Below are 19903 nucleotides of genomic sequence, written 5' to 3'. Positions count from 1 at the left end.
AGGTTTCACTGATAATGAAAAAAACAATATTATACATTTTATTAGGATCTTTTTTAATTACTTTTCTTTTTTCAAATTTTATAAGTGCAGATTCTACTACAAGCTGGAGTTTTCAAACTTTTAATGATCCGGATGCCAGGCAGGTGGCTCAAAACATTGCATCTACTCAGCATGAGATGAGCCTATCAGAAGATCCTATAGCGCAGTTCATTAGTGGTCTTAATGGCAGGATTATGAGTTTAATTCAACAGGATATAGTAAATAAAATGGTTGAAGATGGTCTGGCAGAAGGTAATTATGATGTTGGGAATTTAGAAGTAACAGTTAATGAAGATGAAATAACTGGTGTTGTAACTATAATTTTAACCAATAAAACTACAGGTGAAGTTACAGAAATTGAATATTCAACAGATGATTGGCCTTCAGCAGAAGATCTTCAATGATGCTTTAAAATATATTGTGGGGTGAAATATTATGGAAGGAATGATAGCAGTATTATTAGTTGTTTCACTATTAACAGGAGGTGCCCCGGCTGCAGTAGAGAATGAAGCGGTAGAGAATAATAATTTAACTGAAGCACAGGCACCTGCTAAATTGATAAACGAAGTTACATTATCTGCAGATCGGATTTTATCTTCAAAGGAAAATGTAACAACAGCCACTCAATTATTGGCTTCTTTACCTGAAATAGAAAAAAAATTTAAAATAGCAATTTATGATATTCAGGATAAAACTGGCCAGTATAGTGAAAGTGGTTCTCCTGTAGTTTCTCAGGGAGCTACAGAAATGTTGATTACAGCACTGATGAGGTCCAGACAGTATAAAGTTCTTGATCGAGCAGATTTTAACAACTTTATGACTGAGCAAAACTTAGTAGCTAATGATCGAGTTATAGACAATGAGGGACCAGTTATTGGGAAGCTTACAGGAGCTGATTATGTTATATCTGGAGCGATTACAGAATATCAAATTGATAAAAAAACTGGTGGACTTGGACTGAGAATTGCGGGCAAAGGTGGTCAGCAGGAGTACGCAGTAGCCAGTGCTGCTGTTGATTTAAGAGTTACTGATACAAGTTCTGGAGAAGTAGTCTGGGCTAAAAGTTTAAAAAAAGAAATTATTGGAGAAAAAATTAGTCTTGAGGCTTTTTCATTTATGGGTAATAATATAGTAGAGTTTGAAACTGGAAAAGGTAGACAGGAAGTTATTAATCTTGTTGTTAGAACTTTATTAGAGGAAGCTGTTTACAAATTATCTGCAAATAATAATTTATAAAAGATAAATTTGATAAAAAATAATGTTAATTTTTACTCCCTGGCTTAAATAGCAGGGTTTTTCTTTTGGCTTATTATGTTATAATAAAAATTGAGGTGGGAAATATGACTTTAACTAAAAAAGTTGACTTATATAAAATTATAGATTTTGATTCAAAGATTGCAATAGAAAGTTTACTTAAGGGCAAAAGCCAAAAGTTGTTTTTAGATAAAAACAAGCTTAATAATTCTGCAGTTGTAGGAGATATAGTATTACTGGTTAGAACAAATCAAGATAATGACATAAAAAAGAGAAAAGCTGTTCATTATCCGGTAAAAAAAATTAAAGGGCGTTTTTCGGATGTAAAAGAATATATATACTTAAAAATGAAAGTGCTGTATGACTTTAATCTCCATTATCTCGGCAAAAAAGAAATTGAGGCAGTAGAAAAGGATCCAGCTCACCTAAAATTTGAAAATTTGATGGATGAAAAACGGGCTAAAATCGAAGATATGATTACCTATAATGCTGATGAAAAAGTTAAGCCTTTTAATCATACTAACTACAGGGTTAAAACTATATTGAACTCTAAAAAAATTTTTAGACAGGAAATTGGAGAAATGTATGATTGGGGTTGGAGTTTAATGGAGATCTATCAGCTTGATCAGGATAATTTTGTCAGCTTTAAACAGAGCAGTTATTTTCGCGAAAGACAGCGAGGAGAATTTTTTGATATCAGCAAAAAAGCTGTAGATTTTATGCGGACTTTTGAAGACGATAAGGATGACTTTCTGGATTAGCTTAGTTAAAAAATTAATTATTTATCGAAAAAATATGATATAATAAATGTGAGGTGAGTGATATGAATGAATATCAAAAAGCTGCTGATTTAATAAAGCATTCCCGGCATGTGACAGTATTTACAGGAGCCGGTGTTTCAGTGGAGAGTGGTGTACCACCTTTTAGGGGAGAAAATGGTCTCTGGAATGAATATGATCCAATAATTTTAGACCTTAAAAATTTCTATAAACATCCCGCAGAAAGTTGGATTACTATAAAAGAAATTTTTTATGATTATTTTGGTAAAGCTGAACCCAATGATGCTCACAGGATAATTGCTCGTCTGGAAGCTGATGGTTATGTTCAGGCTGTAATCACTCAGAATATAGATAATCTGCATCAGAGGGCCGGAAGTAAAAATGTATTTGAATTCCATGGTAATTCGAGAGAACTTGTCTGTACAGAGTGTGGAGAAAAATATCCAGTAACAGATAAAATCCTTGCAGAGCTGCCGCCCAAATGCAGAAAATGTGGAGAAATATTAAAACCAGATTTTGTTTTTTTTGGAGAGGCTATCCCGGATAGAGCAGAAAAGTTATCATTTGAGGAAGCGGAAAAAGCAGATCTCTTTATTATTATAGGAACGACTGGTGAAGTACAACCAGCATCTTTAATTCCGGTAGTTGCCAGAAGTAAAGGTGCTAAAATAATTGAGATTAATATAGAGGAATCTAACTTTACAAATGATATTACAAATTTATTTATTCAGGAAAAAGCCAGTCGGGCAATGAAACAAATTGAAGCAGAATTATATAAATAATTCAGAATCTTGGCTTAGAGCTGAGGGTTTTCCTTTAATTTTGCAATATAGGGCAAATTTCTATATTTTTCCTGATAATCAAGGCCATATCCTACCACAAAATTGTCTTCGATTTCAAAGCCAGTATATTGAACGGGTAGATCTAACAGTTTATTTTCATTAATATGCAGTAGTGTACAGATGCTAATATTTTTCGGGTTGCGGGAACCAAGATTTTTGAGCAGATAGCTGTGGGTTAAACCAGTTCTGATTATATTTTCAATGATCAGTACTTCTTTGCCGGCGATACTAAACTCTAAATCTCTGGTTACCCGGATAATACCCGAGTTATCTTGATCAGCGTAGTGATTCAACTCCAGAAAATCAAGTTTAACGGGGAAATCAAGTTTGCGGCTCAGGTCAGTCATAAAATAGAGAGAGCTTTTTAAGATACTGACTAGAATGACTTCTTTATCTTTAAAATCCTGATTAAGTTGAACTGCCAGTTCTTCAATTCTTCTTGCTATTAAATCTTCGGAAAGAATTATTTTACCTAAACTATCTTTTTTCATTAATCCTCACTCCCATTGAGTTCAAATTTATCAGCCAGTTGTTCAAAATCCTTTTTATAAACAATTTTTATCTTAATATGAGGATAAAGCTGCTGCAGCAGTCTTACTTTTTTGTTTTTTTCTGTTGTATATTTTCTTTTCATAGTTGTTAGTTCAACATAAGTGTCATGTTCGGTCAGATAAAAATCCGGTCTAAAGGCCATGACCACATTACCTTCTGGATCCCATTCCAGTGGAAATTCACTTGGCTCATACTCCCATTTAATATGATGCATATCCAAAATTTTTGCAAATTCTTTTTCGCTTTCGTGACCAAAATTGCGCTGACTCTCACTTTCAATATTCTCCGATTTAATATCAATATTATCTTCCAGTGGTTTTGGATTTTCTTTTTTTAGATCAACCAGAGTCATTAAAACTGAGAGACTTTCTTCCAGATTTAAACCGTCTCTGTTTAAAGTAAGATGATAGAGTGTTGTTTCCTCCCAGTCCTGTTTGTGGATCCGCCAGACATAACGACGGTGTTTGCGGTCAGCCAGCTCAAGTTCTCTTGCTGCCTCTTCCTGGTGGAGCCCATATTTTTGTTTTAATTCGTTTACTCTGTATTCTTCACTGGCAACAATTTTAAAGTGAAGAGTATAAGGATGCTTTTTGAAAATAATTTGTGCACCCAGCCCCAAAATCAGAAGATTATTTTTTTCAGCTTCTTTTTTCAGCCTCTGAGCGATATAGTCAGCAAAAGATAGCTGTTCTTTTTTTTCAGCATCAGGATTTAGTATCTTAGTGTAGAATTTAGAACTCTGCTCCAGCATATGAAGCTGATGCTCATCAGCAACTTCGGGCAGCCAGTTTTCTAGAACAAAATTACGGTCAATTAGTTTTAAGCCAAGTCTATTGGCAAGTTCTGCAGCAATTTCTTCTCCTCCACTTGCTGTCTGTCGTGAAATTGTAATTATCTGCATAAATTTCACCTTCTTTCTTTAATTATATTATAGCATAAATAGCAGGAACAAACTATATTTAGCCGGTTAAATACTAAAACGATTTCTGATAAAAGAGAATACTTTTTCAAGTCGGAATTTTTCAAAAAAATAAAGGATTTTACCTAATTTTGCCTAATATATATAAATATAAGATGAAAAAAATAATATAGTTTTGTTCTAACAAATAGGGGGTATTCTATGAAAACACTAGCATTAATTTTAGCAGGTGGCAGAGGAACCAGGCTTGATATTTTATCAGCACATAGAGCTAAACCGAGTGTCCCATTTGCAGGAAAGTTTAGATTGATTGACTTTGCCTTAAGCAACTGTGTTAATTCCGGAATCTATAATGTAGGGGTTTTGACTCAGTATTTACCACTTTCTCTAAATAATCATATAGGAATTGGTAAACCATGGGATTTAGATCGCCGACTGGGTGGAGTTACAATCCTACAGCCCTATAGAGGTAAGCCGGGGAAAACAGACTGGTATGAGGGTACAGCTCATGCTATTTATAAAAACATTAGTTTTATTGAAAATAAAGATCCGGAAGATGTAGTGATTTTATCTGGAGATCACGTCTATGAGATGGACTACAGTAAAATGATAGATTACCACCGTCAAAAGGGAGCTGATTTAACAATTGCAGCTCAACCTGTTCCTTATGAGGATGCAAATCGTTTTGGTATTTTAGCTTATAATGATGAAATGAGAATCACAGATTTTGTAGAAAAACCGGAAAATCCACCGAGTAATTTAGCTTCAATGGGGATTTATATTTTCAAAAAAGAAGTACTGCTGGAAGTTCTGGAAAAATATTGTACTGAAGAGGATTCTGATTTTGGTCATCATATTATTCCACCTATGATTGAAAAAGAAGGTGTTTATCTCTATGAATTTGATGATTACTGGAAAGATGTAGGTACACTTGAGGCTTACTGGGAGAGCAGTCTGGAGCTAACTGAACCTGTTCCAAGTCTAAATTTATATAATGAAGACTGGAAACTGCATACCAGAAGTGAAGAAAAACCTCCAGTTAAATTTGGTAAGGATGCCTGTGCTTCGAAAAGTTTAATCTCCAATGGTTCAATTATTAATGGAATTGTAGAAAATTCAATTATTAGTCCTGGAGTTTATGTTGAAGAAGGGGCGGTAGTTAGAGACTCGATTATCTTTAATGATACAATAATAAGGAGTAATTCTGTAGTCGAAAAAGCTATTATTGATAAAGAAGTTGAGGTAATGGCTAACTGTAAGATAGGTTCTGGTGATGATTATACACCAAATAAGGATAAACCAGACCTCTTAGCAAATGGGCTGAATGTGATAGCCAAAAGAGCTACTATTCCTGAAGGAACAACTATTGGACGAAACTGTCGTATTTTCTCTTATGTGGGAGTAGATGATTTTGAAAATAAAGAAATCCCAAGTGGCAGCACGATTAGTTCTGAAATAGGAGAAAAGGTTGCAGCTGGAGACGAAGCTCATGTAAGAGAGTTAAATACTTAAAGCTAATAAAAAGTTATTTATAAGCTCCCTGCTTCTGGTGGGGGGCTATTTTGTTTATTGAAAAATTTGTGTTAAAATTAATATTGTTAGATCTAATAAATTCAACAGGAGATGATTATTATCAAAGTTAAGTGGTTAGGAAATTCGGCTCTTTTAATTGAAGATGATAACAAAATTGTCATTGACCCCAGCTTTAAAGTAGAAAGCAATTTTGTAGCAGATATTGTATTAATTACTCATGAGCATGATGATCACATTAATTTAGATGATCTGGCAGCTATAAGCGGGAAAGATACTAAAGTTTTTGCTCCACAATCTGTTTATGACAAGTTTGATTTTGAGGGAGAAGTTGTAGAGGCAGGAGATGTAATAGAGGATGAAATTAAGGTTTTAGATGTTGACTGCTATAATTCTGAGGGGTCTGTAGCCTATTTTTATAAAGGTTTATATCAGACAGCTGATGCCTCTGATTATCCTGATCCCGGAGATGAGATTAAATTGCTTTTTACAGCCTGTTTTAATGACTATTTTTCCGATTACTTAGAAAAGGTTATTAAGTTAAATCCAGCAATGGCTATTCCCTATCATTATGATCCTGAAGAAAGACAGGAACTGCTGCAGGCAAAAGGACTGTCCAGTAAATTTGAGCAGATTGGCTGTGAGTCCAGAGTAATAGAAATTGGGGAAGAATTGGAGATATAACTCTTATTATACTCAATAAATATTGTTAATTTTTGGCCTGCCTTAGATGCAGGTCTTTTTTTAATGTTGGTTTTATATTTATAACCTCTATAACTAAAACTAAGAAACCCTCAGGAAAGGATTTCTAACTTTCTTGAGGGTTTTTATGTAAAAACGATTAATCACTATTTAGACTTTCTAAAAAATTTATTAAGCTTTTCCTTTGAACAGGGCTCAACTGGCGAGCATTATCAAGCAGAGGTTTTAATGAATCAGGAACAGCATTATCTGGTTTAGAAAAAAATTCTGCAATTGTAATTCCCAGAACATCACATATTCGTTCCAGAGTTGTAATTGTGGGTGACTGTTTGTTTGATTCAATTGAACTAATAAATGACTGGCTGATTCCTGTGTGAAGTGACAACTTCTTCTGACTTAAATGTCTTTCATTACGGTACTTTTTTAAACGCTTTCCGATATTCATAATCAATACCTCCCTGCAGATATTCTTTTGTGATCTTTCCAGATAGTTAATAAATAATTTATATCACTATAATGATAATTTAACACTATTATACCATTTATTTCTTGCAAAAAATAGTAAAAAGATAAAATTTTATAAATTTAATTCTGAAGATTATAAAAAATATTAATATATAACTTATTAATCATTATAATTATTGAAGATAAATTATTATAGTGATAGTATAGTATATAGTGAATAAAATATTAAGGGAGGAAGAAATATGTCAGCAAAGTTAGCAAGGAAAATCAAAAAGTTTCGAAAAGAAAGAGAGCTGACTCAGCTTAAACTGGCAGAGAAAGCAGGTATTGCCCAGTCTTTTTTAAGTAATATTGAAAATGGACTTCAGAGCCCTTCCTTAAAAAACTTAGAAAAAATATCTAAGGCTCTGGATGTTTCATTAAATGATCTTTTAAAATGACTGAATATTAATGCAAAATTTAATTAAACTGATTTTTGTTAAATGATTACTTTAATTACCTCTGTTTTGTGTTATTTTTTAATATAGGAGAAGTGAGAAGTTGCAAAAATAGGAGGTAATAATTATGGAAGCAGAATTAAAGCAGAAAAGACTTGTTCTGGTTTCCAATGGAGAACCGTATAAACACGTTTATCAAAATCAGGGAATTAAGCAGCAGAAACTTGCCGGTGGACTGACAACTGGTCTCGATCCAATGATGCAGGAAGATAATGGGCTCTGGATTGCCTGGGGTCGAGGTGAGGCTGATTTTGAGGTTGTTGATCAGGATAATAAGGTAAAAGTTCCTGATAATGATGGCTACACATTAAAAAGAGTGAAGTTGAGTGAAGAAGAGAAAAATGGTTTTTATTACGGATTTTCGAATGAAGTTATGTGGCCAATTAGCCACACTTTTATCTCGAAAGCAAATTATAAGGAGGATTACTGGCTAAATTACAAACAGGTAAATCAGAAATATGCAGAAAGTGTGCTGGATGAACTGCAGGAAGATGATCTTGTCTGGATTCATGATTATCATCTGGCTCTGGTTCCCGGTATATTAAAAGAAGAAAAACCGGAAACTAAAACATCACTTTTCTGGCATATACCCTGGCCGGCCTGGGAGGCTTTTAGGACTATTCCCTGGCGAAAAGAGATTATAGAAGGAATGCTGGCTGCTGATTTTCTGGCTTTTCATACAGATCTTTTTGTCTATAATTTTTTAAGCTGTGCTGAAAAGATTGGAGCAGAAGTCAATTTTTCCGAGAAAGAAGTATATTATCAGGGAGCAAAAACTAGAGTGGAAAGTATCCCCCTGGGAATAGATTATCAGAAATTTAGTAATCTAGCTCAGGATGAGGATTACCTTGCAAAAGCAAAAGAAATCAAGTCGAGTTATGAAACTGAAAAACTGATTTTTGCTGTTGATAGATTGGACTATACCAAAGGAATTGAAGAAAGATTGGCAGGGATTGATAAATTTTTTGAAAAGTATCCAGAATATCAGTGTGAACTAACTTTTGTTCAGCGAGTTGCCCCCAGTAGAACAGGAATTGAAGAATATCAGCAGATGAAAGAAAGAATTGAAAAAAAGGTAGGGGAAATCAATGGAAAATATCAAAAAGATAAATGGCAGCCTGTAAAATACTTTTATGGTTCAGTTCCTCAGGAAGATTTGCTTCCTTACTATAAAGCGGCTGATCTGGCATTGATTACAGCTTCAATTGATGGGATGAATCTGGTTGCTAAAGAATATCTGGCAGTTCAGGATTCCGGAGTTCTGCTGCTCTCTGAATTTGCAGGTGCAGCTGAATATTTAGACAGTGCTATCCAGGTGAATCCATATAATACTGAGGAGCTCGCAGATGGTATTTATCAGGGTCTGGAGATGCCTGCAGCAGAGAAAAAAGAGAGATTAGAGCAGGCTCAAGCTGATCTAAAAGAATATGATATTAACTGGTGGCGTGATTATTTTCTAGAAAATTGGATTGATTGTTATGAATAAAAAATATGCACTGGACAATCTAAATCTTAATAATATTAAAGCTCAAATCAAAAAAGCAGATAATGTGCTGTTTTTTCTGGATTATGATGGAACTCTGGCTCCTTTTCAGCCTGATCCCCTTTCTGCTTTCGCTTTACCAGAAATTGAGACTAATCTAAAAGAACTGGAAAAAAAAGAAGCTTATTATTTAAGCCTGGTTTCAGGTAGAAAGTTAGCTGAGCTTAAAAAGATGATCGATCTTAAGCGGAGTAATTTTGCTGGCAGTCATGGACTGGAAATCGAGCTCTTTTTTTCGGAAGGGGTTATCTATCCCTATCAGACTAATGAAATTGATGTTTTAAGCAAAAAGAACTATCAGAAAAGCAAAGAAAAGTATCTGGCGAAAGCGGGGGTTAGATTGGAGGATAAAGGTTTTGGTTTTGCTCTACACTTTGAATCTGAACAGAAGCAGCTGAAAGCAGAAAAAGATTTAAAAGCTTTATTTAAAAACACTGCTTATCAGGTTTTAGCAGGGCGAAAAATTGTTGAAATCAGACCTGCTGGCTGGGATAAAGGTCAGGCAGTAAAATATATAAGTAATCAGATTAATAAGAAACTGGGGATAGACAACACTTTGCAGATTTATATTGGTGATGATAGTACAGATGAAGATGTTTTTAGAGTTATAGAAAATGGTATTACAATTTATGTAAAAAATGAAGATGATTTAAGTACTGAAGCAGAATATTATCTTTATGATCCGGAAGATACAGCAGAATTATTAGTAGAAATCGCAGGAGAGAATTAAATTCCTGCGATTTTTTGTTAAATTTTATGGAATACTGGCTTCATTTTTGCAAAAGTTGTAAGTTCTTTGAAACCAATCTCCTTCAGTTTTGATTTTGTATAATTAAATTTATTAGTTACTTTGTCCGGTGTGTGACTGTCCGAACCAATAGTTAAAATTTTTCCTCCCAGTTTATAATATAGTTTCAGAATTTCAAAACTGGGGAGAGGATTTTTAGCATCAATTCTATAACCGGATGTATTAACTTCCAGTCCCTTATCCTTTCTAATAATTATTTTTAAAATTTCTCTTATTAGTTCAGCAGCTTTGTTGTTTTCCATTAAATCCGGTTGAGTATTAAAGTCTCCATAACGGCGGATAATATCCAGATGACCGATTACACTGTAATTATCATAGTTTCGGACGACTTCAAGCACGGATTTTAAATATTGAATATAAGCTTCCCACTGGCTGTAATTTTTAAAAAAATCTCCATTATAAAGATCTTTTTTTTCTGCAGTATGAAAAGATCCAATAATAAAATCAAAATCCTGATCTAAATAATTATTACATTCTTTAAGTATGTGAGACTGCAGACCTATTTCAACTCCCTTTTTAATAACTAAATCTCCCTTATATCTCTGCTGACACTTTTCTATTTCTTTTAAATATTTATTTTTATCAAGTAAAAACTCAATTGTGTTGTCTTTATAATCTATATCATGGTGATCAGTGATTGCTATTTCATCCAGGCCTTTATCAACAGCTGTCTGACATAATTCGTCCATTGTCATTTCTGAGTCAGCTGAAAATTTAGAATGCAGGTGATAGTCAAAAGTATACATTAAAAATCTCCTCCAGGTTATTTATATTTAACCTTATCATAGCATAGTTTTTATTCAAATTAAATTTTTTTAAAATTTAAAGAATTATTTGTATCTAACTTTCAAATTGAATATAATGGTAATAGAAAGAATACAGCAAATTCGGGAGGGATAAATAATGGAATACAGAACAGTTGGTAAGACAGGAGTTCAGGTTTCTCCGCTCTGTTTTGGAACGATGTCTTTTGGTGGGATAGCTGACGAAGGGATGTCGCGCAAGATGTTTAAGGCGGCTCTAGATAGAGGTGTTAATTTTTTTGACTCTGCTGATGTTTACAATGAAGGACGATCTGAGGAACTTCTCGGTAAATTTATGCAGGAAAATAATTGTAGAGATGATCTGGTAATTACTTCTAAAGTATATGGTAAGACTGCTGAAGATGTTAATGCTCAGGGGCTCTCACGACGCCACATAAAACTGGGAGTAGAAGAGAGTTTAAAGAGGTTGAAAACTGACCGCATAGATTTTTATTTTGTTCACAGTTTTGATAGTAAAACTGATATGCTGCAGACTTTAAGGGCTATGGATGCTCTGGTTAAAGAGGGTAAGATTTTATATCCAGCTGTTAGCAACTGGGCAGCCTGGCAGATAGAAAAGGCTCTTGGCATTTCCCGTCAGGAAAGTCTGGCCCGCTTTGAACTGGTGCAGCCAATGTATAATCTTGCCAAAAGACAGGCGGAAGTTGAAATTTTGCCTATGGCAGAAGCTGAGAATATGGGAGTGATCTCTTACAGCCCTCTTGGGGGAGGTCTTTTGACAGGTAAGTACGGTAAGGACAGACGTCCTGACAAAGGGAGACTGGTAGAGAGAGATGATTATGCTACCCGCTATGGCTTAAAACAGTATTATCAGATAGCAGAAGATTTCAGCAATCATGCTCATAGTAGAGGTGTCGAACCAGCCTCGCTGGCAGTTGCCTGGGTAATGTCCAATTCGGCTATTACTGCTCCAATTATTGGGGCTCGTAATCTTGAACAGCTAAAAGGTTCACTGGGGGCATTAGATATCGAGATGACAGAGGATTGGAGAAAAGAAATTACAGAGCTTTCCATTACTCCTCCACCGGCAACAGACAGATTAGAGGAACAAAAAAATATCAGTTATTTTTAATAAAATGATTATTCGAGAAATTAATATTTACTAAAATACAGGAGGTTTTAATTAATGACTAAAAAAGAAATTGCAGGGATGATTGATCATACCATTTTAGGAGCAGAAGTAACGAAAACAGCAGTGAGGGAAAAATGCAGAGAGGCGAAAGAATATAATTTTGCTTCAGTCTGTGCTAACCCGGACCAGGTGACTTTAATAGCTGAAGAACTTGCTGATTCTCCGGTAAAAGTCTGTACAGTAATTGGTTTTCCCCTTGGAGTCAATGCAACTATGACTAAGGTTGCAGAAGCCGAAATAGCAGCAGCCGAAGGGGCAGATGAACTTGATATGGTGATTAAAGTTGGAGCTTTAAAAGAAGGAGACTACGAACTGGTTAAAAATGATATCAAAGCAGTTGTTGAGGCCGCCGGTGATAAGCTTGTCAAGGTAATTATCGAAACCTGCTATTTAACAGATCAGGAAAAGGTTAAAGCCTGTGAACTGGCAAAAGAAGCTGGAGCAGATTTTGTTAAAACATCTACTGGTTTTGGCAGTGGAGGAGCTACTGTGGAAGATATAGCTCTCATGAGAAAAACTGTTGGTAAAGAAATGGGAGTTAAAGCATCAGGCGGAATTCACAGTCTGGAAGAAGCGAAAGCTATGATTGAAGCAGGAGCAACCAGAATTGGAGCCAGTTCCGGTGTGCAAATTATCGAAGGTAATGAAGTGAATTCTGATTATTAAAATGATAAATTTTTGCTAGATATAAAGCTAAATATTTTTAAAAGGAGACCTGCTGGAGCTGATATTTTCCAGCAGGTTTTTAAGTTTTAAATTTAGCCTAAATAGTGTTAAAATTAAGACAGAATAGGAAATTTGCTAAAAGACTTGACAGTAGAGATCATAATCAATATAATAGATACAACATTTTAATACTTTAATATGATAAAGGACTAAATTAAACAGGAGGTTGCTATAGATGAATGCATTTGTAGAAGGTGTTCGAGATATTTTGCCGGCAGAACTTAGAAAAAGAAGAGTTATCTATCAGACTATCAGAGAGGTTTTTGAAGCCAGTGCTTATCGGGAAGTCATTACACCAACTCTGGAATCTTTAGAATTGTATGCAGGTATAGAGGGACTGGTTGATAAAAGTGAGATGTTTAAGGTTGTAGATGATAAAGGACAGATTTTAGTTTTGAGACCTGATTTAACAATGCCAATAGCTCGTCTGGCGGCAAGTCGCTTTCAGGATAGCCCCCGGCCTTTAAAATTTTCTTATTTAAGTTCTGCTTTCCAATCAAAAAATTCTCAGAGTTTAAGTTTAAAGGAAAAGACTCAGGCCGGTGTAGAACTAATTGGTTCTGCCAGTCTGGAATCTGATCTGGAAATGATTATGCTTTTAATTAAGACTTTAAAGAAAGTGGGAGTTGAAGCTCCCCTGATTGATATAGGCCATGCAGATTTGATTAATGAAATTTTTGCAGACTTAAAGATTGCTGAAAATGAAAAAGTGGAGCTGCGCAAATTGCTGGCAGCTAAAAATAAAATAGGTGTAAAGAATTACTTGAGAAAAGTTGAGCTTGCGGAGGATGCAGAAGATGTATTATTGAGACTTCCTTCCCTTTTCGGCTCTCCTAAAAAGGTAATTGAAGTAATGAAAGAAATGCCTTTATCTCAAGAAACAAAAGAAGTCTTAAAAACTCTGTCCAGTCTTTTTGCCAGATTAAAAGACTTGGAATTACTGGATTATATTACTTTTGATCCAATGCTGATTTCGCGTCATGGTTATTATACAGGACTGATTTTTAAGGGTTATGCCCGGGGATACAGTAATTTGCTGGCCAGTGGTGGTCGTTATGATAATCTAACTGAAAAATTTGGAGTAGAAGAACCGGCTGTTGGATTTGCTCTTGAAATTGAAAATCTGCTTGATTATTTAAATAGAACGGAGAACTTTGCTGAGGATCAGGAAAAACGATTTTTGCTCTCTTATCAGTCAGATTCAGATATGCGGCTTGCTTTTGAGCTAGCAGAAGATTTAAGAAGGGCTGGCTTTGTAGCTGAAATATATAATGGTGCGAATAAAGAGTATTTAGATTTTCAGCAGGTAAATTTCGAAATTTGCCTGGAAGCTGATAAACTGGAATTAAAGCAAAATGGTGGTGCCAGTGCTGTAATTGAAAGAAACCAAAAAGAAGCACTGGAGTACTTAATTTTAAATAAAATAGAGGAGTGGGAATAATGGACAATCTCTGTATTGCTATGGCCAAGGGGAGGCTGGCTAAAGAAGCAGTTAAACTCTTTCGTCAGGCTGGATATGACTTACCTGAAAATATGTTAAAATCACGCAAATTAATTTTCGAAATTGAGAGCGAAAAATTTGAAATAATTTTGGTTAAGCCGGCTGATGTACCAATTTATGTAGAATATGGTACAGCTGACCTGGGAATTGTAGGTAAAGACACCTTATTGGAGGAAAATAGAGATTTATATGAGGTGCTTGATTTAGAATATGGAGTCTGTGAGTTTGCCCTGGCGGGATTACCGGACAGAAAAGATACTTTGCTTGAACGAAAAGTAGCGACTAAATATCCAGATTTTACCCGACGTTATTTCCGCAGTAAAGGAGAACCAGTGGAAATTATTAAACTTAATGGTTCGATTGAGCTGGCCCCACTTACAGGTCTGGCGGATACTATTTTAGATATTGTGGAAACAGGTAGAACATTAAAAGAAAATGGTCTGGTGATTTATGAGAGTATCAGGGATTTATCTGCTCGTTTGGTTGTAAATAAAGTGAGTATGAAGACCAGACAGGATGAGATAGCTGCAATCATTGAAGCTTTAGACGAAGTAGTCAGTGGGGATGATAGTAATGCTTAAGTTAAAAAAAATTAGCAATGGTCGTAAAAATGTTGAACAGGTTAAAGAACTTTTAGACAGTCGTTCCGGTGATAATCTGGCTAAATATAGAGAGACTGCAGCAGGGATTTTAAAGAATGTGCAAAAAAATGGAGACCTGGCAGTTTTAGAATATACTTCTCGCTTTGATGGGGTAGACTTTGAAGCTTCAGAGCTGGAGGTAAAAGAGGCGGAAATTGAAGCTGCTCTGAAAGAAGTAGATCAAGATTTTATAAAAGCTTTAAAAAATGCGGCAGCAAATATTAAGGATTTTCATGCTGAACAGAAAGATAAATCCTGGCAGAAACAGAAAAAACCAGGGATTATAACCGGACAGATCTGTCAGCCTCTCAAAAGAGCAGGCGTCTATGTTCCTGGCGGTAGAGCTGCCTATCCTTCATCTGTGTTGATGACTGTAATTCCAGCTAAAGTTGCAGGAGTGGAAGAAATAATTATGCTTACCCCTCCAGACAAAGAAGGTAAAGTAAGTCCAGTAATTCTGGCAGCAGCAAAAATTGCTGGAGTAGATAGGATTTTTAAAATTGGAGGGGCTCAGGCAGTTGCAGCTGCAGCCTATGGAACAGAGACTATTCCGGGAGTTGACATTATTGTTGGTCCAGGCAACATTTATGTTTCAATGGCCAAAGAACTGGTTTTTGGCCAGGTTAAAATTGATATGATTGCAGGACCAAGTGAGATTATGATCATGGCAGAAAAAGATTCTAACCCGGCCTATATTGCTGCTGACTTAATGAGCCAGGCTGAGCATGATCCGCTTGCTTCTTCAATTTTGGTTACAGATGCTCCAGAGTTAATAGAAAAAGTGAAGGAGGAATTGGAAAAGCAGATTAAAGAAATGAGTAAAAAGGATATTATCAAAGAATCACTGGAGAATTTTGGTCTGATGATTGAGGTCGTAAATCAGGAGGCAGCTTTAGAAATGATTAATCTGGTAGCACCAGAGCACTTAGAATTAGCAGTCAAAAATCCATTTGAACTGCTGCCGGCGGTAGAAAATGCAGGTTCAATTTTTTTGGGGGAATATACACCGGAGCCAATTGGTGACTATTATGCAGGGCCCAATCATGTTCTGCCGACTAATTCCACAGCCCGATTCTTTTCTCCGTTATCTGTGCGTGACTTTGTTAAATATTCTGGTTTTATTCACTACAGTAAAGAGGCACTTAAGGAAGCAAGTGATGATGTAATCTGTCTGGCAGAAGGAGAAGGTCTTGATGCTCATGCCAATTCGATAAAAATAAGAAAGCAGGATCAATAAAATTTAAGATTCAAACTTAGGTAAAAGCTACATTCAATCCTGAACCAGCAATATTAAAGGAGGAAATAATGAGCAGTAATAATTTAAATAAGAAGGAAGAGGATTTAAAAGAGCTGTTGAGGCCTGAAGTTAGGGCGATATCTCCATATAGAGGAGAGGTGGATAATTTTGAGGTAAAGATAAATTTATCTGGTAATGAATCTCCTTTTGATCTGCCGGTAGAAATTAAGGAGAAATTTAAAGAAGAATTTGATCAGCATGATATTAACCGATATCCGGAAATTTATTCTGAGCGTCTGCAGCAGACACTGGCCAGTTATTTGAGTCAGGAATTAAATAAAGAGGTAAGTACAGGAGAAATAATTGTCGGTAATGGTTCTGACGAGTTACTGGATATGTTAATAAGAACTTTTGTCGAACCAGGAGATGTGGTTTTATCTCAGGCACCTACATTTTCAATGTATCAGTATTTTACAGAATTAAGTGGCGGTAAATATAAAGAAGTACCGCTGAATGATGATTTTACATTTGAAAATTTAAAGGCTAAAATTGATGAGTTTGAGCCCAAGCTAATTTTTCTCTGTTCTCCCAATAATCCCACCGGGGAAATTATTTCTAGAGAAATGATCTTAAGTTTAGCAAATTATTTTTCGGGACCGCTGATCATTGACGAGGCCTATGCTGACTTTAATGACTTTGATTTGATGCCTGAAGTTGAAAATCATCCCAATCTGGCAGTAACCAGGACTTTCTCCAAGGCATTTGGATTGGCCGGTATTCGTTTTGGTTATTTATATGGGAATAAGGTGCTGGTTGAAGAATTAGAAAAAGTTTTGAAACCATACAATTTAAATAGCCTAACTGATATTCTGGCTTGTTTAATCCTTGAAAATAATGATATTATAAAAGAAAGAATTAATTTAATCAAAAGCGAGAGGCAGAAGATGTATCAGAAATTAAATCAATATCAGGGATGGCGGCTTTATCCTTCAATGGCTAATTTCATTTATATTGAGGGAGAAAAAACTAAAGAGTTTAAAAACATTTTAAATCAGCAGGGAATTAAAATTAGATCTTATAGTAAAGAACCGGCAGCAATTAGAATTACTATTGGCAGTCGGGAAGAAAATAAAGCTGTACTCAAAGCTTTTGAAGAATTTAAAGCGAAAAATTAGGAGTGATTTATAATGAGTAGAGATCGGGTAGCAGTGGAACAGCGTAAAACTAAAGAAACTGAGATTATTGCCAGTGTTAATCTGGATGGAGAAGGTAGAAGTGATATCAAAACAGGTGTTGGTTTTTTTGATCATATGCTGGATCAGATTGCCCGTCATGGTGATATTGATTTAGAGCTTTCGGTAAAAGGGGACCTTCATATTGATCAGCATCATACAATAGAAGATACCGGGATTGCTCTTGGTAGAGCTTTTGCTCAGGCTCTGGGAGATAAAAAAGGAATTAGCCGCTTTAGCAGTGCTTTAGTTCCTCTGGATGAGACTTTAGTCAGAGCAGTTGTTGATATCAGTGGCCGCCCCTATCTATATACAGATTTACCTTTTTCAAGAGAGATGGTGGGAGATTTTCCCTCAGAAATGGTGGTAGAGTTTATGCGGGCCTTTGCTTTTAATGCCGGGATTACCCTTCATCTGGAGATTCTGCATGGTGATAATTGTCACCATCAGGTTGAGGCAGTCTTTAAGGCGCTGGCCAGAGCTTTAAAGGATGCAGTCCAGATTGAATCAGATAAAATTCCTTCCACAAAGGGTGTGCTTTAAGTGATAGCAATAATTGATTATGGAGCAGGCAATTTAAATAGTATTCAAAAAGCACTGGAGTTTGTGGGAGAAGAAACAGTTATTCTGGAAACTGGTAAAAAAGAAGAAATAAAAAAATATGATGCTTTAGTTTTACCGGGAGTAGGTGCTTTTCCCGGAGCTATGGAGAGGTTAAAAAAAGATGAATTTATAGATTTTATTGATCAATTTGTAGCAACAGGAAAGCCATTTTTAGGTATCTGTCTGGGAATGCAGCTATTATTTGAATGGGGTTATGAAGATCAAAAAACTTCCGGGCTTGGGCTTTTAAAAGGTAATGTTGTTAAAATGGACAGCCACTATAAAATTCCACATATGGGCTGGAACCAGCTGGAGATTATAAAAGATGATCCCTTATTTAAAGGGCTGCCTGAAAGTCCTCATTTTTATTTTGTTCATTCCTATCAGCTTGATCAGGTAACAGAAGATGTACTGGCTACAGTTGGGTATGGTACTACAGTTCCGGCAGTAGTTAAAAAGGATAATGTAATTGGATTCCAGTTCCATCCAGAAAAAAGTGGAGATAATGGGATCCAGCTTTTGAAGAATTTTAGGGAGTTGTTATAGATGATAGTATTACCGGCAATTGACTTAAAAGCAGGTGAGGTAGTCAGATTAAAACAGGGAGATTTCGATCGGAAAACAGTTTACAGCCAGGATCCACTGGCAGTTGCTAAAGAATTTGTAGAAAAAGGTGCAAAATGGCTGCATCTGGTCGATTTGGATGGAGCTTCTCAGGGAGAAAGTCAAAACTTTGCTGTAATTAAGCAGATAGCAGCAGAAACTGAGCTTAAGATTCAGACAGGTGGAGGAATTAGAAAAAAAGAAGATGTTAAGCGTCTGCTTGATCTGGGAGTCAAGAGAGTAATTATTGGGACTCTGGCTGTCAAAAATCCTGAACTGCTGGCAGAAATAATAGAAGAATTTGGAGCAGAGAGCATTCTGGTCAGTATTGATGCCAGAGATGGTAAGGTGGCAACTTCAGGCTGGCTGGAAGCAAGTGAAAAAGATATGCTCGACTTTGCCAGAGAGATGGAAGAATTAGGAGTAAAATACATACTATATACTGATATTGGGCGTGATGGCATGCTCAGCGGCCCAGATTTTAAGGGTTTAAGGAAATTAAAAGCTGAGACTGATTTAAAGATTATTGCTTCAGGTGGAATAAGTTCTAATCAGGATTTATATGATCTGGCTGCAGAAAACTTTTATGGATCAATTACAGGTCAGGCTATTTACCAGGATAAAGTTGATTTAAAAGAAGTTTTAGCAAGGTTAGGTGAAGAAAATGCTTAAAAAAAGAATTATTCCCTGTCTTGATATTAAAGACGGTAGAGTTGTTAAAGGGGTAAACTTTGTTGACTTAATAGATGCTGGAGATCCGGTAGAATCTGCTAAAGAATATAATGATCTGGGTGCAGACGAACTTGTTTTCCTTGACATTACAGCAACTAAAGAAAAGCGTAAGACTCTGGCTCAACTGGTGGAAAAGGTGGCAGCACAGGTTTTTATTCCTCTTACTGTAGGAGGAGGAATCAGAACAGTAGAAGATATGCAGTTTATTCTCCGGGCTGGAGCTGATAAAGTTTCGGTTAATTCAGCTGCAGTTAAAAATCCAGAGCTGGTTAGAGAGGGAGCAAAGATATTCGGTTCTCAGTGTATAGTTGGAGCTGTTGATGCAGCCAAAAGAGAAAACGGAGAAGGCTGGGAAATTTTTGTTCATGGTGGCAGTAAAGAGACAGGTATTGATTTAATTGAATGGGTTAAAGAATTGGAAGAGCTTGGTGCAGGAGAAATTTTACTGACAAGTATTAATGCTGATGGTACTAAAGATGGTTTTGATCTGGAGATGCTTAAAGCTGTAACTGAAGCAGTAAATATCCCGGTTATAGCTTCAGGTGGAGCAGGTAATATTCAGCATTTTAAAGATGTATTTACTAAAACTGGGGCAGATGCAGCTCTGGCAGCTTCTATTTTTCATTTTGGAGAGATAGCAATAAAGGATGTTAAAAAAGAATTAGAAAAAGCTGAAATACCAGTCAGAATTGAAGAAAATAAATAATAAAATATTTGTTTAAAATAAATGAGATGAGAGTAT

Annotated in this window: 23 protein-coding genes; 19 read left to right on the top strand and 4 right to left on the bottom strand. The window is 35.7% G+C overall.

Annotated elements, in window-relative coordinates; genetic code table 11:
* The first annotated feature begins 14 nt into the window (after window positions 1-14).
* The 4 genes from BW929_RS08415 to BW929_RS08400 all read left to right on the top strand — a co-directional run bounded on the left by BW929_RS08415 (window position 15) and on the right by BW929_RS08400 (window position 2854).
* Window positions 15-443: a curli assembly protein CsgF gene (locus BW929_RS08415; protein ID WP_076544940.1), complete on the top strand. Its 429-nt coding sequence runs from the start codon at window positions 15-17 to the stop codon at window positions 441-443.
* Window positions 444-474: 31 nt separating this feature from the next.
* Window positions 475-1275, top strand: coding sequence for a CsgG/HfaB family protein (locus BW929_RS08410; RefSeq protein ID WP_076544938.1), 801 nt, complete (start codon window positions 475-477; stop codon window positions 1273-1275).
* A gap of 104 nt (window positions 1276-1379) precedes the next feature.
* Window positions 1380-2054 (top strand): hypothetical protein, encoded by a 675-nt coding sequence (locus BW929_RS08405; RefSeq protein ID WP_076545009.1) that lies wholly within the window; start codon window positions 1380-1382, stop codon window positions 2052-2054.
* Between the two features lie 62 nt (window positions 2055-2116).
* Window positions 2117-2854, top strand: a complete 738-nt coding sequence (locus BW929_RS08400; protein ID WP_076544937.1) for an SIR2 family NAD-dependent protein deacylase — start codon at window positions 2117-2119, stop codon at window positions 2852-2854.
* A gap of 14 nt (window positions 2855-2868) precedes the next feature.
* Here the strand turns inward: BW929_RS08400 and hpt are convergent, their stop codons facing one another.
* Window positions 2869-3405 carry a hypoxanthine phosphoribosyltransferase gene (gene hpt, locus BW929_RS08395; protein WP_076544935.1) on the bottom strand — a complete coding sequence of 179 codons (537 nt, stop codon included), beginning with the start codon at window positions 3403-3405 and terminating at the stop codon, window positions 2869-2871.
* A complete protein-coding gene (locus BW929_RS08390) occupies window positions 3405-4367 on the bottom strand; it encodes a cytidylate kinase family protein (RefSeq protein WP_076544934.1) in 963 nt (320 codons plus the stop codon). Before BW929_RS08390 ends, hpt begins: the two co-directional genes overlap by 1 nt.
* 219 nt (window positions 4368-4586) lie before the next feature.
* Between BW929_RS08390 and BW929_RS08385 the strand changes: the two genes are divergently transcribed.
* Window positions 4587-5897 (top strand): glucose-1-phosphate adenylyltransferase, encoded by a 1311-nt coding sequence (locus BW929_RS08385; RefSeq protein ID WP_076544932.1) that lies wholly within the window; start codon window positions 4587-4589, stop codon window positions 5895-5897.
* A 111-nt stretch (window positions 5898-6008) separates the two neighbouring features.
* Window positions 6009-6599: an MBL fold metallo-hydrolase gene (locus BW929_RS08380; RefSeq protein ID WP_076544930.1), complete on the top strand. Its 591-nt coding sequence runs from the start codon at window positions 6009-6011 to the stop codon at window positions 6597-6599.
* A gap of 157 nt (window positions 6600-6756) precedes the next feature.
* Here BW929_RS08380 and BW929_RS08375 read toward each other — a convergent pair whose 3' ends face one another.
* Window positions 6757-7062: a helix-turn-helix domain-containing protein gene (locus tag BW929_RS08375; protein WP_076544929.1), complete on the bottom strand. Its 306-nt coding sequence runs from the start codon at window positions 7060-7062 to the stop codon at window positions 6757-6759.
* 262 nt (window positions 7063-7324) lie between these two features.
* Between BW929_RS08375 and BW929_RS08370 the strand changes: the two genes are divergently transcribed.
* The 3 genes from BW929_RS08370 to otsB all read left to right on the top strand — a co-directional run bounded on the left by BW929_RS08370 (window position 7325) and on the right by otsB (window position 9852).
* A complete protein-coding gene (locus BW929_RS08370) occupies window positions 7325-7522 on the top strand; it encodes a helix-turn-helix domain-containing protein (protein ID WP_076544928.1) in 198 nt (65 codons plus the stop codon).
* A gap of 124 nt (window positions 7523-7646) precedes the next feature.
* The gene (locus tag BW929_RS08365; RefSeq protein ID WP_076544927.1) at window positions 7647-9065 is read left to right on the top strand and encodes an alpha,alpha-trehalose-phosphate synthase (UDP-forming); all 1419 of its coding nucleotides are present in this window, start codon (window positions 7647-7649) and stop codon (window positions 9063-9065) included.
* Window positions 9058-9852: a trehalose-phosphatase gene (otsB, locus tag BW929_RS08360; protein WP_076544926.1), complete on the top strand. Its 795-nt coding sequence runs from the start codon at window positions 9058-9060 to the stop codon at window positions 9850-9852. Before BW929_RS08365 ends, otsB begins: the two co-directional genes overlap by 8 nt.
* Before the next feature lie 17 nt (window positions 9853-9869).
* On the opposite strand, the gene BW929_RS08355 is transcribed toward otsB, so the two are convergent.
* Entirely contained in the window at window positions 9870-10676 is an 807-nt protein-coding gene (locus tag BW929_RS08355) for a histidinol-phosphatase HisJ family protein (protein WP_076544925.1), read from the bottom strand.
* A 157-nt stretch (window positions 10677-10833) separates the two neighbouring features.
* On the opposite strand from BW929_RS08355, the gene BW929_RS08350 reads away from it, so the two are divergent.
* The 10 genes from BW929_RS08350 to hisF all read left to right on the top strand — a co-directional run bounded on the left by BW929_RS08350 (window position 10834) and on the right by hisF (window position 19867).
* Complete coding sequence (locus tag BW929_RS08350) at window positions 10834-11826, top strand: aldo/keto reductase (RefSeq protein WP_076544924.1); 993 nt, start codon at window positions 10834-10836, stop codon at window positions 11824-11826.
* Window positions 11827-11880: 54 nt separating this feature from the next.
* Window positions 11881-12552, top strand: coding sequence for a deoxyribose-phosphate aldolase (deoC, locus tag BW929_RS08345; protein ID WP_076544922.1), 672 nt, complete (start codon window positions 11881-11883; stop codon window positions 12550-12552).
* Window positions 12553-12787: 235 nt separating this feature from the next.
* Window positions 12788-14053 (top strand): ATP phosphoribosyltransferase regulatory subunit, encoded by a 1266-nt coding sequence (gene hisZ, locus BW929_RS08340; protein ID WP_076544920.1) that lies wholly within the window; start codon window positions 12788-12790, stop codon window positions 14051-14053.
* Window positions 14053-14694 carry an ATP phosphoribosyltransferase gene (gene hisG, locus BW929_RS08335; protein WP_076544918.1) on the top strand — a complete coding sequence of 214 codons (642 nt, stop codon included), beginning with the start codon at window positions 14053-14055 and terminating at the stop codon, window positions 14692-14694. Before hisZ ends, hisG begins: the two co-directional genes overlap by 1 nt.
* Window positions 14678-15991, top strand: coding sequence for a histidinol dehydrogenase (hisD, locus tag BW929_RS08330; protein ID WP_084566141.1), 1314 nt, complete (start codon window positions 14678-14680; stop codon window positions 15989-15991). The genes hisG and hisD overlap by 17 nt, the downstream gene beginning before the upstream one ends.
* 68 nt (window positions 15992-16059) lie before the next feature.
* Window positions 16060-17166 (top strand): histidinol-phosphate transaminase, encoded by a 1107-nt coding sequence (hisC, locus tag BW929_RS08325; RefSeq protein WP_076544914.1) that lies wholly within the window; start codon window positions 16060-16062, stop codon window positions 17164-17166.
* A 12-nt stretch (window positions 17167-17178) separates the two neighbouring features.
* Window positions 17179-17766 carry an imidazoleglycerol-phosphate dehydratase HisB gene (gene hisB / locus BW929_RS08320; protein WP_076544913.1) on the top strand — a complete coding sequence of 196 codons (588 nt, stop codon included), beginning with the start codon at window positions 17179-17181 and terminating at the stop codon, window positions 17764-17766.
* Complete coding sequence (hisH, locus tag BW929_RS08315; protein WP_076544911.1) at window positions 17767-18372, top strand: imidazole glycerol phosphate synthase subunit HisH; 606 nt, start codon at window positions 17767-17769, stop codon at window positions 18370-18372.
* Entirely contained in the window at window positions 18373-19101 is a 729-nt protein-coding gene (hisA, locus tag BW929_RS08310) for a 1-(5-phosphoribosyl)-5-[(5-phosphoribosylamino)methylideneamino]imidazole-4-carboxamide isomerase (protein ID WP_076544910.1), read from the top strand. It begins immediately after the preceding gene.
* A complete protein-coding gene (gene hisF / locus BW929_RS08305; protein WP_076544908.1) occupies window positions 19094-19867 on the top strand; it encodes an imidazole glycerol phosphate synthase subunit HisF in 774 nt (257 codons plus the stop codon). The genes hisA and hisF overlap by 8 nt, the downstream gene beginning before the upstream one ends.
* Window positions 19868-19903: the final 36 nt, after the last annotated feature.

Source organism: Halanaerobium kushneri (assembly GCF_900156285.1).
Lineage (GTDB): Bacteria > Bacillota > Halanaerobiia > Halanaerobiales > Halanaerobiaceae > Halanaerobium > Halanaerobium kushneri.
The sequence above is the reverse complement of the archived record's forward strand: the minus strand, read 5'-3'. Positions and strand labels throughout refer to the sequence as shown.

Coding starts and splice junctions, on each gene's coding strand:
- otsB (WP_076544926.1), top strand. CDS start 9,058: ATGAATAAAAAATATGCACTGGACAATCTAAATCTTAATAATATTAAA.
- deoC (WP_076544922.1), top strand. CDS start 11,881: ATGACTAAAAAAGAAATTGCAGGGATGATTGATCATACCATTTTAGGA.
- BW929_RS08370 (WP_076544928.1), top strand. CDS start 7,325: ATGTCAGCAAAGTTAGCAAGGAAAATCAAAAAGTTTCGAAAAGAAAGA.
- hpt (WP_076544935.1), bottom strand. CDS start 3,405: ATGAAAAAAGATAGTTTAGGTAAAATAATTCTTTCCGAAGATTTAATA.
- BW929_RS08415 (WP_076544940.1), top strand. CDS start 15: ATGAAAAAAACAATATTATACATTTTATTAGGATCTTTTTTAATTACT.
- BW929_RS08365 (WP_076544927.1), top strand. CDS start 7,647: ATGGAAGCAGAATTAAAGCAGAAAAGACTTGTTCTGGTTTCCAATGGA.
- BW929_RS08350 (WP_076544924.1), top strand. CDS start 10,834: ATGGAATACAGAACAGTTGGTAAGACAGGAGTTCAGGTTTCTCCGCTC.
- BW929_RS08385 (WP_076544932.1), top strand. CDS start 4,587: ATGAAAACACTAGCATTAATTTTAGCAGGTGGCAGAGGAACCAGGCTT.
- BW929_RS08405 (WP_076545009.1), top strand. CDS start 1,380: ATGACTTTAACTAAAAAAGTTGACTTATATAAAATTATAGATTTTGAT.
- hisZ (WP_076544920.1), top strand. CDS start 12,788: ATGAATGCATTTGTAGAAGGTGTTCGAGATATTTTGCCGGCAGAACTT.
- hisA (WP_076544910.1), top strand. CDS start 18,373: ATGATAGTATTACCGGCAATTGACTTAAAAGCAGGTGAGGTAGTCAGA.
- hisF (WP_076544908.1), top strand. CDS start 19,094: ATGCTTAAAAAAAGAATTATTCCCTGTCTTGATATTAAAGACGGTAGA.
- BW929_RS08400 (WP_076544937.1), top strand. CDS start 2,117: ATGAATGAATATCAAAAAGCTGCTGATTTAATAAAGCATTCCCGGCAT.
- hisC (WP_076544914.1), top strand. CDS start 16,060: ATGAGCAGTAATAATTTAAATAAGAAGGAAGAGGATTTAAAAGAGCTG.
- BW929_RS08375 (WP_076544929.1), bottom strand. CDS start 7,062: ATGAATATCGGAAAGCGTTTAAAAAAGTACCGTAATGAAAGACATTTA.
- hisG (WP_076544918.1), top strand. CDS start 14,053: ATGGACAATCTCTGTATTGCTATGGCCAAGGGGAGGCTGGCTAAAGAA.
- BW929_RS08410 (WP_076544938.1), top strand. CDS start 475: ATGGAAGGAATGATAGCAGTATTATTAGTTGTTTCACTATTAACAGGA.
- BW929_RS08355 (WP_076544925.1), bottom strand. CDS start 10,676: ATGTATACTTTTGACTATCACCTGCATTCTAAATTTTCAGCTGACTCA.
- BW929_RS08390 (WP_076544934.1), bottom strand. CDS start 4,367: ATGCAGATAATTACAATTTCACGACAGACAGCAAGTGGAGGAGAAGAA.
- BW929_RS08380 (WP_076544930.1), top strand. CDS start 6,009: ATGATTATTATCAAAGTTAAGTGGTTAGGAAATTCGGCTCTTTTAATT.
- hisD (WP_084566141.1), top strand. CDS start 14,678: ATGATAGTAATGCTTAAGTTAAAAAAAATTAGCAATGGTCGTAAAAAT.
- hisB (WP_076544913.1), top strand. CDS start 17,179: ATGAGTAGAGATCGGGTAGCAGTGGAACAGCGTAAAACTAAAGAAACT.